10 protein-coding genes are annotated in these 13,112 nt (G+C 35.9%); 6 read left to right on the top strand and 4 right to left on the bottom strand.

The window, feature by feature from the left end; genetic code table 11:
* Window positions 1–8 precede the first annotated feature (8 nt).
* Window positions 9–1,193 carry an NADP-dependent malic enzyme gene (locus VZL98_10835; protein WVH63175.1) on the bottom strand — a complete coding sequence of 395 codons (1,185 nt, stop codon included), beginning with the start codon at window positions 1,191–1,193 and terminating at the stop codon, window positions 9–11.
* Between the two features lie 437 nt (window positions 1,194–1,630).
* Between VZL98_10835 and VZL98_10840 the strand changes: the two genes are divergently transcribed.
* The 3 genes from VZL98_10840 to VZL98_10850 all read left to right on the top strand — a co-directional run bounded on the left by VZL98_10840 (window position 1,631) and on the right by VZL98_10850 (window position 6,416).
* Window positions 1,631–3,052, top strand: a complete 1,422-nt coding sequence (locus VZL98_10840) for an aspartate ammonia-lyase (GenBank protein ID WVH63176.1) — start codon at window positions 1,631–1,633, stop codon at window positions 3,050–3,052.
* A gap of 385 nt (window positions 3,053–3,437) precedes the next feature.
* Complete coding sequence (locus tag VZL98_10845) at window positions 3,438–4,937, top strand: helicase HerA-like domain-containing protein (GenBank protein WVH63177.1); 1,500 nt, start codon at window positions 3,438–3,440, stop codon at window positions 4,935–4,937.
* A gap of 162 nt (window positions 4,938–5,099) precedes the next feature.
* Entirely contained in the window at window positions 5,100–6,416 is a 1,317-nt protein-coding gene (locus tag VZL98_10850) for an ISL3 family transposase (protein ID WVH63178.1), read from the top strand.
* A gap of 74 nt (window positions 6,417–6,490) precedes the next feature.
* Here the strand turns inward: VZL98_10850 and mgtE are convergent, their stop codons facing one another.
* Window positions 6,491–7,846, bottom strand: coding sequence for a magnesium transporter (mgtE, locus tag VZL98_10855; GenBank protein WVH63179.1), 1,356 nt, complete (start codon window positions 7,844–7,846; stop codon window positions 6,491–6,493).
* Window positions 7,843–8,403, bottom strand: a complete 561-nt coding sequence (locus VZL98_10860; protein WVH63180.1) for a hypothetical protein — start codon at window positions 8,401–8,403, stop codon at window positions 7,843–7,845. Before VZL98_10860 ends, mgtE begins: the two co-directional genes overlap by 4 nt.
* A gap of 148 nt (window positions 8,404–8,551) precedes the next feature.
* On the opposite strand from VZL98_10860, the gene VZL98_10865 reads away from it, so the two are divergent.
* Window positions 8,552–9,745: a molybdopterin molybdotransferase MoeA gene (locus tag VZL98_10865; GenBank protein ID WVH63181.1), complete on the top strand. Its 1,194-nt coding sequence runs from the start codon at window positions 8,552–8,554 to the stop codon at window positions 9,743–9,745.
* A 60-nt stretch (window positions 9,746–9,805) separates the two neighbouring features.
* Here VZL98_10865 and VZL98_10870 read toward each other — a convergent pair whose 3' ends face one another.
* Entirely contained in the window at window positions 9,806–11,206 is a 1,401-nt protein-coding gene (locus tag VZL98_10870) for a trypsin-like peptidase domain-containing protein (GenBank protein WVH63182.1), read from the bottom strand.
* Window positions 11,207–11,442: 236 nt separating this feature from the next.
* Between VZL98_10870 and VZL98_10875 the strand changes: the two genes are divergently transcribed.
* Window positions 11,443–12,363, top strand: a complete 921-nt coding sequence (locus VZL98_10875; protein ID WVH63183.1) for a C39 family peptidase — start codon at window positions 11,443–11,445, stop codon at window positions 12,361–12,363.
* A gap of 159 nt (window positions 12,364–12,522) precedes the next feature.
* Window positions 12,523–13,080 (top strand): general stress protein, encoded by a 558-nt coding sequence (locus VZL98_10880; protein WVH63184.1) that lies wholly within the window; start codon window positions 12,523–12,525, stop codon window positions 13,078–13,080.
* Window positions 13,081–13,112 lie beyond the last annotated feature (32 nt).

Genomic DNA, 13,112 nt, shown 5'->3' on the forward strand with positions numbered 1-13,112 from the left:
ATAATATATTAATTCTTTCTGGCAACTCCCGAATTTATTGCTGCTTCTGCAACTCTCTTCGCTACAGCCTCTCCAACTCTCTTATCAAAAGCTCTAGGAAGTATATATTCCGGAGTTAATTCTCCTTCGTCTATTAAGTCTGCTATTGCATATGCAGCAGCCAATTTCATTTCAGTGTTGATAACTCCTGCTTCTACATCAAGTGCTCCTCTGAATAAACCCGGGAATACAAGTACATTATTTACTTGATTCGGGAAGTCAGATCTTCCTGTACCTACAATTTTAGCCCCGCCTTTTAAAGCATCTTCCGGATAAATTTCAGGAACGGGATTTGCCATCGCAAGCACTATCGCGTCTTCTTTCATTCCCCTAACCATTTCTTCATTTACTATTCCGGGACCTGAAACCCCTATGAATACATCTGCGTTTCTCATTGCATCTGTTAATGAACCCTTTTCTTTATTAGGGTTGGTGTAGCTGGCTACATTTTTTCTTTCATCGTCTAGGCGCTCATCAGATGGATCGATGATTCCGTTTCTATTACATAGTATTATATTTTTTGCACCTGCTTCCATTAGCAGATTAGCTATGGCAATACCGGCTGCTCCCGCACCGCTAATGGCTACTTTTACATCGGCGATATTTTTCTTAACTAATTTTAATCCGTTTAAAACTGCAGCCAATACTACTACGGCAGTTCCATGTTGATCGTCGTGGAAAACAGGTATGTCCAGCTCTTCAGTCAATCTTCTTTCAATTTCAAAACAAGCCGGAGCCGCAATATCTTCAAGGTTTATCCCACCAAATGATGGGGATATCAACTTAACGGTTTTAATGATTTCTTCCGGATCTTGACTGCTGATGCAAATCGGAAAAGCATCTACATTACCGAACTCTTTAAATAAGACTGCCTTACCTTCCATTACCGGCATTCCCGCAAGAGCTCCGATATTTCCAAGACCGAGAACTGCAGATCCGTCTGTAACAACTGCAATCATATTACCCTTATTGGTATACTCATATGCCTTATGCGGTTCTTTTTCTATCTCCTTACAAGGCTCAGCAACTCCAGGTGTATAAGCCAAGCTTAAATCGTATCCGTCTCTTACCGGAACCTTGCTGATTACCTCAATTTTACCTTGGTGATCTCTGTGAAGTTTTAGTGCTTCCTCTCTAACATTTTTTACATCCATCTGAAAACCCTCCTTAAATGATATCTTCTCTTAACTATATAATAACATACAAATATAAGCGGTTCTACAATGATACATTTAGTTTCAATAACCCGGTCCACTTAAAGTGTTATCTCACTAGTCTATTGGTGCTATTTGTAAACCGATTTAAATAATTTATTTTACTATATGTATAATTTCGGCTTAATAATATAACTTTTGATTCACTTACAATATACTCAAAAGATATTTTTTAGTCAAGCCATCATTTAATAATCTAAGTTATTAATCAGTGCATTAAAAGTTAGATACTTTTAACTGGTTTTTAACGCTTATATGCTTGTAATTTACATACTTTCTAGATAATGAAATTAATTGAACTACTAATTACTATTTGTTTGTGTTATACTAAGTTTGAAGAATAATGTTACTAAAATATTTATTTTTGGAGGGTTTTAATGGTAGAATTTAGACTTGAAACTGATTCAATCGGAGAAAAGGAAGTTCCTCAGGACGCATATTATGGCGTTCAGTCTCTAAGAGGTAATGAAAACTTTCACATTACAGGTGAGCTACTTCATAAAAAGATGATTAAGGCGCTTGCAATCGTGAAAAAAGCATGTGCTATTTCAAACTTCAAAGCAAAAGTTATGGATAAAGAAGTTATGGAGGCAATCGTACAGGCTTGTGATGAAGTTATAGATGGTGAACTGGATCACGCTTTTATCGTTGATCCAATCCAAGGCGGAGCCGGAACTACTGCCAATATGAATGCCAATGAAGTTATTGCCAATAGAGCTAACCAAATTATGGGCGGTGGACTTGGAACATATGAATTTGTTCATCCTAATGATCATGTTAATATGGGACAATCAACCAATGACGTATATCCTACCGCAGGTAAAATCGGAACATTATTATTACTTCCTCGTCTATTAAAAGAAATGAATCTACTATACGAAGATTTAATGAAGAAGTCAAAAGAATTCGATTCAGTATTAAAAATGGGTCGTACACAATTACAAGATGCAGTACCTATAAGACTGGGTCAGGAGTTTCATGCATACGCATCAGTGATTAAGAGAGATATTGCAAGAATTGAGCATGCATCAAATGCTATAAAATCTATAAACATGGGAGCTTCTGCAATAGGAACAGGTATCAATGTAGATACTTACTACTTTAACATAATAGTACCTACGATTAATGATCTATCCGGTTTAGAACTAAATCAGTCTGAAGATTTGGTTGACGGTACTCATAACCTGGACGGATTGGTAGAAGTATCCAGCGCACTAAAAATATTGGCAGTAAATCTTTCAAAAATCAGTAATGATTTAAGATTAATGTCATCAGGACCAAAAACAATGGTTGGAGATATCAATCTTCCTCCTAGACAAAACGGTTCTTCAATAATGCCGGGTAAAGTAAATCCTGTTATCCCGGAGGTTGTTAGCCAAGTTGCCTTTAGAGTAATCGGAAATGATGTCACTATTACGATGGCTGCAGAAGGTGGCCAACTGGAACTCAATGCTTTTGAACCTGTTTTATTCTACAGTCTCTACCAGTCAATAGAGTTCTTAGAGCGTGCAATTAAGACCTTGAGAGTTAACTGTATAACCGGAATAACAGCGAATGAAGAAAAAATGCTTGCCGATGTTCATAACTCTACCGGAATAATAACCGCACTTGTTCCTCATATAGGTTATGCACATGCAGCCAGAATCGCAAAGAAAGCATTAAAAGACGGAATCCAAATAAGAACCTTAATTGAAGAAGAAAATCTATTAACAAAAGAAGAACTTGACGAGATACTAAACCCACTTGCAATGACAAGCCCGGGTATCCCTGCAAAACACCTTCTTGAAAACAAGAAATAGTATAAATCCTAATCCAAAACGGCCATCTATATGATGAGCCGTTTTTTTAACCTAAAAACCAAAGCCGCTCATCTTCATATTGCATCATAGAAAAAAATATCCTCAGAATAAAAAATGTAAATTGTGCAATAAGTAATTTCATAATGTTTAATAATGTGTTTGTATGCTATCGTATATTTTGTTTATACTTTTTGGGGTATACATATTGCAAGACATGGTCCAGTATATCACTAAAAAGTAATTTTTTATTACAATGGGCTGTTTAAATATACTTTAGTTTTTTATTGAAAACTATCATTTTATACGTGAAACTGATATTATAATATATAAAGATTGATATATTAAATTTTATTATGAAATAGATAAAAGTATGGGAGGTTTGTAAATGGACAAGATATTACTCGGCGGCGGTAAAGAGAAGGTGTATTTGTATACAAATATGCTAAACAGACATGGAATAATCGCAGGAGCAACCGGTACGGGTAAGACGGTCACACTGAAGGTAATTGCTGAACAGCTCTCTGATTTGGGAGTGCCTATCTTCCTGGCAGATGTTAAGGGCGACATAGCAGGAATTACTTCTCCTGGAGAAATGAACGATAAATTACTCGATAGAATTCAAAAAATCGGCATTGAAGATTTTGACTTTGACAGCTACCCGGTTGAGTTTTGGGATGTCTTTGAAGAGCAGGGCCTTCCTGTAAGAGCAACCATTTCTGAGATGGGTCCTGTAATGCTGTCAAGGCTTCTAGGTTTGAACGAAGTTCAGCAGGGAGTTATGAATATAGCTTTTAAAGTTGCAGATGAAAACGGACTTTTGCTACTGGATATGAAGGACCTTAAAGCCATACTTAATTACGTAAACGACCATTCGAAAGAGCTGCAAAGACAATACGGAAATATATCTTCAGCTTCTGTAGGGGCCATCTTAAGAAGTCTCTTGCTTTTAGAAAATGAAGGAGCCGATAATTTCTTTGCCGAGCCCGCACTTGATATTAAAGACTTTTTCAAAACTAAGGACGGAAAAGGAGTAATCAATATCCTGACAGCTGAAAAGCTATTTAACTCTCCTAAATTATATTCTACATTTTTACTATGGATGTTATCGGAAATTTACGAAGAACTTGATGAAGTTGGTGATTTATCAAAACCGAGATTTGTTTTCTTCTTTGATGAAGCTCATTTAATATTTGACGACTGTCCAAAGCCTCTATTGGAAAAGATTGAATTGATAGTTAGACTTATAAGATCAAAAGGCGTGGGTGTATTTTTCGTAACCCAGAATCCTACCGACATTCCCGATTCAGTAGCGGCTCAACTGGGTAACCGTGTTCAGCATGCACTGAGAGCGTATACTCCTAAGGAAATAAAAGTCGTTAAAGCAGTTTCCGATACTTTCAGACAAGCAGAAGGTGAGAATATCGAAAAGCAGATAATGGAATTATCCGTTGGAGAGGCTCTGGTGTCTACTTTGGATGAAAAGGGAATCCCCACATATGTACAAAGGGTGCTGATATGTCCGCCAAAATCATCATTTGGTACAATAGAAGCGTCCAAAAGGCTTTCAATTATCAATTCATCACCACATTATGCCAAGTATTCCGAGAGGATAGACTCCGAGTCGGCTTATGAACTACTCGAAATCTCAGCTAAGAGAAGTGAACTGCAAGCTGATGAAGCTTTAAAAGATGAAGAGCTAAGAAAGAAACAACTGGAGCTTGAGAAGAAAGAAAAAGAACTACTGGAAAAAGAACGTAAAAAAACAACTACTACGAGAAGGACGGATTCTAATTTTGACAGATTCACTAAAAATATGATGTCAACAGTGGGTAGAGAGTTTGGAAGGGTTATCTTCCGTGGAATTTTCGGAAATCTGAAGAAATAAAAAATAAACCGTAGATGGGTTAATAAAGGCTCTATAATTTATAGTGTTGGTGAAGAAATATTAGTTTCTTTGCTGGCACTATTTTCTTTTTAAAAAATAAAGACATAGTGACCAATTTCCTTTATAATTTAATCACCACAACAAAAAAATAAGGAGGCCACTATGTCTATTAGTAATTATATCTTAAATTTATTAGATTTAAAAGATGAAAATATTGAGATTTTTGAAAAGGTCGAGAAGATTAAAAAGAAGAATATCTCTTACAATTTGATTTTTGGCCGGCTTACCTATAATGCTTCTGTTTGTCCCGTTTGTGGTAACGTGCATAGCCCAAGCATTATTAAACACGGCACTAAGTCTTCTGATATTAAACTTCTTCCTTTTAATGGCGAACCTACTTTCTTGAGACTTAAAAAGCAGAGATTTTTATGTAAGGAGTGTAATTCTACTTTTATAGCTGAAACTGATATTGTTAAAAAGAATTGTTTTATTTCTAATAGAGTAAAAGCTCATATTACAACTAATTTGACCATGAAAGTAAGTGAAAAAGATGTTGCTAGTTTACATTATGTTTCTCATTCTACGGTTTCTAAATGTGTAGATCAAGCTTTTGAACAGTTTAAGCCTAATTATCAGTTTTTACCAGAACATCTATGTTTTGATGAGTTTAAATCCACAAAAACTGCTAAAGGATCTATGAGCTTTATTTTCTGTGATGCTATTACTCATGATATTATCGATATTGTTGAAAACAGGCAATTACACTATCTTAAGCGCTATTTTTCTAGGTTTAGTGAATGTGCTAGAGAATCGGTTAAAAGTATATGTATAGATATGTATCAGCCATACATTAGTCTAATTTCTGATCTTTTCCCTAATGCTAAGATAGTATTTGATAAGTTCCATATAGTTAACCACTTATCTAGAGCATTGAACAAAACAAGAATAGAAGTTATGAATGGTTTTTCTAAGTATTCTATGGAATACAAAAGGTTAAAAAGGTATTGGAAGCTGATACAAAAGCCTTATTTAAAGCTTAATTCTACACGTTTTAGAAAGTGGATACATTTTGAAAGATGGAAAAGTGCTAGAGATGTGGTTATGGATAGTATTAGTGTCAACAAAACACTTCTAAATACTTATGATTGTTATCAGATTCTTTTAAAGGATGTAGAAAACGGAGATATTGCCTCCTTAAAGGCACATTTAGAATATTATTCAGATGAGGTATCAGATGCTATGAAAACTAGTATTAACACGCTTTTAAAGGACTTTGAGTACGTAAAAAATTGCTTAGAAGTGAATGTTACAAATGGATGTTTAGAAGGTATTAATAATTTTATTAAGTGTTTAAAAAGAGTTGCTTTCGGATACAGGTCGTACTATCATTTTAGGAATCGAATATTAATTTGCAAGAAAATGATAGTACCAAAAGACACTGTAAGTGTAAAAAAACGTCAGGCAGCTAACGCTGCCTGACATTAATAGTTTGTGATTAATTTATATACCAACACTATTTGACAAAGAACCTTAATAAAACCCATTTACGGTTTTTAAATATTTAGTAATGCTGATGCGATTTTGAAGTAAATAATAAGTGATCCGGCATCAACCAATGTAGTTATCAATGGACCTGCCATTATAGCGGGGTCTAGTTTCAGTTTTTTAGCAATTATAGGCAGTACTCCACCTACCAATTTTGCCATTAGTACAGTAAAAACCAAAGTAATAGAAACTACAAATGATATCGTCATATCCATTCTTTCTACAAGTATAAGTCTTAAGAAGTTAACGACTGCAAGTATTGAACCTACCAATAATGCAATTGCGGTTTCCTTCTTTATTACCTTGAAGAAATCCTTTATTTGAATATCTCCTATTGCCAATCCACGTATTATAAGTGTTGAACTCTGACTGCCGGCATTACCTCCCGTATCCATTAGCATCGGGACAAATACTACTAGCTGAGTTATCTTTGACAAGACATCTTGGTAGCCGTCCATAATTGCACCCGTGAAGGTAGCTGATATCATAAGTATTAGAAGCCATGTAATTCTGTGTTTTGCCAGTTTTATTACCGGCGTTTCCAGGTACTCTTCGTCAGATGGTGCCATCGCAGCCATCTTTTGGAAGTCTTCCGTAGCCTCTTCTTCAATTACATCCATGATATCGTCAACCGTAATAATACCTGTCAATCTATACTCATTATCGACTACCGGAATCGCCAAGAAGTCGTATTTCTTAAATACTTCAGCTACTTCCTCTTGGTCGTCAAGAGTGTTTACGGTAATTATTTCAGTATCCATTATATCCCCAATTTTTTTGGAGATATCTTCTGTAACCAATTTTCTTAAAGATACTATTCCAACTAGCTTTGAGGATCTACTAGTTACATAACAGGTATATACCGTCTCTTTGGTCATACCTATGTCCCTTATATGGTCTATGGCTTCTTGAACTGTCATCTCTTCTTTCAAAGCCACATATTCAATGGTCATTATAGATCCGGCAGAATCCTTAGGATAATTTAAGAATTCATTAATCAGCCTTCGCTCTGAATGTGGTGCATTTTTAAGTACATCCGATACAAACTCTGCAGGCATCTCTTCAAGTAAGTCGATCATGTCGTCAAAGTAGAGTTCATCTAAAATATACTTGAGCTCCGCATCGGTAATAAGCGATACCATCTCTTTTTGTTTATCCACATCAAAGTAACTAAATACTTCTACTCCAAGTTCTTTGGGAAGAAGTCTTAAAACCAAAAGCGAGTTCGCCTCGTCAAGCTCATCGACTATTTCAGCCAAATCAACCGGATTGAGCTGGGATATATATCCCTTTAGCTCGGGCAATTTCTTTTCTTCTATTAAATTAAGAATGTCTCTTTCCTGTATTAGCGTTCTATCATTCATATATTTCTCCTGTCCAAATTGACCAGCAATTCATTTGTAAATGATTTTGATTCCAGTACATCGTATTTTGAAATAATATAATCTGCATATTCTATAACCGAAGCAGCAGTAGGTTTTATAAATGCATCACTCGTATTCTTAATCATTATGAATAGATGAGGCTTTACATAATGCCTAAGAGAATTGGATTCACAGATGATTAAATCAGCATCTTTTGCTAATTTAAGAAACTCCTCATATGCTTGTAAGATGTATTCTTTATGAGTTCTAATCCAATAAACAGATGAACATCCTGCATCGAGCAATCGAACAGTGTCCTTGTCAGTTCCACTGCCCATCTCTTGTATTATATCATAATTTCCCTCTACACTGGTACAAACTCCACAACCTTCACCACCTCTTGGGCATAACATATCTCTTGACTCTATTGTTGTAATCTTTAGTCCTACGACATTTAAACCATCCTTGTAGTTTTTTATTATTTCACATGCCAGAGAAGTTTTTCCGCTGTTTCTCCCCGTTGCACCTATCATTATCATTCTGTTCTCAATAATCATAACGCACTCCTTTATCCTAATACATACATAAAATAAAACAAGTCCATAGGTTCATTATACCTCTATTCACTAAAATGTGATAGAATTAAAATAAATTAACAAAAATTAATTGTTTTTTAATATGGGTATTACATTTTGGAGGCAGTGTATGAAAAGAATAGATTTGGAAACAGGACTTAATTTAATAGATGAACATATCGGTTCTATTAAGGATACCGAAAAAATTGATATTATCGATGCACTTGGCAGAGTCCTTGCCGAGGATATTTACTCTCCCATCGATATCCCTCTATTTGACAGATCTCCACTCGATGGTTATGCGATTAGAGCTGAAGATTTGGTAAAAGGCGATTCTACAAGATTTAAAGTCATTGAAAAGATATATGCCGGAGATGTCCCTAAATATGAAATAGAGGAAGGTCTGGCTACCAGGATTATGACCGGTGCGATGATTCCAAAAGGAGCAAATACGATATTAAAACAGGAACTGGTTGATGTCTATGATGAGTACATAGAGACGAAAGCTCAACTTTCCCCTTTTGATAATTATATTCCAAAAGGAGAAGACTTAAAAATTGGCGATTTGATAACTTCTAAAAACAGAAGTTTAAATTCAATTTTAATCGGATTATTGGCAGGCATGGGCATTGCCGATGTAGAAGTTTTTAGGGAATTGAAAATAGGAGTTCTAAGTACCGGAAGTGAAGTTGTAGATTATAAATCCGATATAAGCGCAGGAAAGATTTACGATTCAAATAGTATGACCTTTATTCAAAGACTTAAGGAGTTGGGATTTAAGAATATCGTAACCGGTAGATGCGGAGATGATGTGGAGAGTTTGAAATCCGATTTTCTGAATCTCATTAAAAATACTGATTTTGTAATATCAACCGGTGGGGTCTCGGTTGGAGAAAAGGACTATATCCCATCTTCCTTACTAGAGATTGGTGCCAAACCGCTTTTTGAAAAGGTAAGAATCAAGCCCGGTTCACATATGGTAGTTTATAAATACGGTGATGTACCTATTCTTGGACTCTCCGGTAATCCTTTTGCGGCACTGGCAACCTTTGAAATTTTCGGCAGAAGAATCCTAGCTAAATTATCCAATGTTGAGAGTGTCTTTCCGAAAAAGATAAAATCAACTACGATTAATTCTTTTGACAAAGCTTCAAGAGTAAGGCGCCTGGTAAGGGCAAGTTACGAAAACGGAATGGTAAAGTTTTCCAATAAACACGATGCCGGAGTTATGTCCAGCATGATCAGTTGTAATTGCCTTGTTGACATCCCCGAAGGCTCTGAGCCTATAGCCGTAGGAGAAGAAGTTGAGCTCTACTTATTATAGTTTTAAATAAAAAACGGAACTATCACAAAAATGTGATATGTTCCGTTTTTAATGTTTATTTTATCTTAGTTCTCCGGTAAACTTGATGTCCAGTTCAACTTTGGAATTATCTCTTTGGACCATAACTCTTGCACCGTCTCCCAGATTGTATCCAAGCAGTACGGTTTTTAGCTGTGCCATGGATTTGATTTCTTTACCATCTATTCCTGTTATTATATCCATACTCTTAATACCGGCTTGGTCTGCAGGTGAACCCGGTACGACATCTATTACGATTATACCGTCTTTTGCATTTAGTTCTTCACCTTTCATATTTTTGTAGTAATCTACGTTTACAGCTCTTATCCCCATTACTACCGGTTCGAAGTTTTGAGTAGTCTTAATTTTATTAACTATGGCAGCAGCTGTATTGACCGGAATTGCAAAGCCCAATCCTTCACCGCCTGATGCTTTGGCAGTATTGATTCCAATCAGCTGTCCTTTAGCATTTAACAAGGCTCCACCACTATTACCTCTATTGATGGCTGCATCTGTCTGAATTAAACCATCCATTGAGGTTCCATTTTGCATGGTTATACTTCTGCCCAACCCGGAAATATATCCTGAAGTCAGGGTCGATTGAAGATCAAGACCCAACGGATTTCCGATAGCTATGGCTTTATCACCTACTTTGATAGAATCACTGTCACCAAGTTCTACAGGTGTTAAGCCAGTTTTTTCAACCTTTACAACTGCTAAATCCAGCGAAGGTTCATGCCAAACCAATTTTGCAGGTACACTTTCTTTGTCTGCAAATACAACTTTTATCTGATCAGTTTTGCCATCGTTGACTACATGGGAATTAGTCAATATATAGCCGTCTTCACTGACTATAACTCCGGATCCTACTCCTTCTCCGACTCCCGAAGAAAAAATATCATTTCCCGTTTGAATTCTTGTGGAGATACCAACTACTGATTTTCCTGCTTTTTCATTTACTGCAGATTCTATATTAACCGGATCAATCGCATTGATTTGTACGGCAGTACTTCCGTTACCTGTATTACTTACCGGTTGGTTTTTGTTAAAAAACGGTAGTGCTTGTGTATATAGCATTATCCCCATAACCGATCCGATTAAACCAAAGATAAGTGCTGATAAAATTCTACCAAAAGGTTTTTTCTTTCCTCTGGCCATTTCTTCTTTAACCAGTTTTCTGACTTGTTCTGAATTAACCCCATCTGTATTAGTTTGTGCCTCTTCTGCCCTGTGGCTTGTATTTTCATATTTGTAGTCATTATTAAAAATTGAATTATCATTCTCTGAATATTCATGGTAATGGGCATAAGAGTTAATTCTGTCTTGCCTATACTTTTCATCATCTAAAAAGCTTTCAGTGTCATATCTTCTTTCTCTGTCGATATTATTTCCGGATTCATTTGTATTGTAATCCGAATTAGGATTGTTTTTATTTTCATTCACTTTCATCACCTCTTATGAGCATAGTATAATTAAAAAATATGTAGAAATTATGTTTTACATAAATCGTTAATATTTTTTAATATTTTCAAAAATCCTATAATTAACCGTTCTTTATAGAATATACCCATATTCAGATTTTATAATATATCAAAATAGTAATATTATTGAAATTACATTATTTTTTATATATAATAACTAAGGGAGCAGAGATGCTCCTTAAAATATTGGAGGATATTATGTATCATAATAACAATAGGAGTCGCGTTAGACGTCCGATTAGAAAAACAAAAGTAAAGAAAACTAAATACATCTTGTTCTCTTCTACAATAATAGTGCTCTTGACCTTGGTTTTTATAAAATTCTTTCTTCCAGCATTGAATTCAAACCTAAAAAACAGCGCCAATGTCAGCAACGACTCAGGTAAAGCTGTTTGGGTTGAGAATAAAGAGGACACTATTAAAGCTAAGTCAAAGAAAGATAAAGAGAAAGTAGAAGATATTGAAGCCAAGGATGATTCTGATGCAGTAATCGAACCCGGTTCCCGTGCAGAGGAAGAAAAGCCTGAAGAGCAGGAAAGCGCCTCAAATGAGGACAAAAACAAAAAGAATGGCGAATACGATTTTAAAATGGATTCTGCTGTAGGTTCGCTAATTTATTATAATCAAATGGATAAAAGATGGGCTGAACAATTATATGGTCCTCAAGATCCAATCGGTACGCATGGCTGTGGTCCGACTGTAATGGCAACTGTCGTTTCGAGCTTGACAGATACTCAGATGAACCCCAAGGAGATGAGTGACTGGGCATATGAAAATGGATATTGTGCCGTGGGAAACGGTTCAAGCCACGCTCTCATACCTGAGACTGCCAAGGCTTTCGGTTTAAATGTAGAACCTCTATATCGTGCAAGTGCAGAAGATATCAGAACTGCTCTAAATAACGGAAAGATAGTAGTTGCACTTTCAGGGCACGGAATCTTCTCACCTGATGACGGTCACTTTTTTATAATCAGAGAAATAAAACCGAACGGTAAAGTTACCATTTCCGATTCGGTAAAACTGGAACATGTTTTTATGCAGTGGGACATAGATACAATTCTCTCACAGGCGTCACCGGTATCATCGGCAGGCGGTCCCTTCTGGGCAATCAGTAAATAAACTTCGGAATCTTTTCCGGAGTTTTTTTATTTATTATTAAATTGTTTCGCTTTTGTTGTAAATAATCAATAACCTTAAAATTTAACAAAAAACTTTACGTTTAATAACAGCTGAACAGTGGTATATAAATAGTAGGAACAAAAAGAAAGAGGTGTTTTTATGATTTACAAAGTTGAAATGTACGATTCTGAAAGTCCGGTCATCGATAGAATACTTGAATTAAAAGCTGAAGGTATCGTTGGCGATGACTTCTTTGTACTGGCAAAAAACAAAGAGCAAATCGCAAAATTAGTTGAATATAGACTTGCTCATACACATACCGACGACGAAAATACCTTCTGGAAGAGAATTAAAGCATTTTTCAGAGGAGAAGAAAGCATGATCGATAAATGGCATCGAATTGGTTTGTCCGATGAAGAAGCTAGAAGATATGAAGAGGCAGTAGCAAACGGCAATATCTTATTGATTATGGAGAGACCTGAAGTAATCATCGATGACGAATGGAAAGAGTATGTACCACAAGATGATCCTAGTTGGATGGAGAAAATGAGGGATGCTGAAAATTATCCATTCCTTACTAAGAGCGGAATTGAGGATATCTCTGACATCCCAAGTGACTTGATATCCGATGTCATTCCTACCGAAATTAGTAAGAATGTTGATACTGACGCAGATAACCCTATGAACGAAGTTCCACCTAATAAAACCACACTATGATAAAAATAAGCCCCCGATTTTCGGGGGCTTTT

This window comes from Peptoniphilaceae bacterium AMB_02 (assembly GCA_036321625.1).
In the GTDB taxonomy this organism is placed as follows: Bacteria; Bacillota; Clostridia; order Tissierellales; family Peptoniphilaceae; genus Microaceticoccus; species Microaceticoccus formicicus.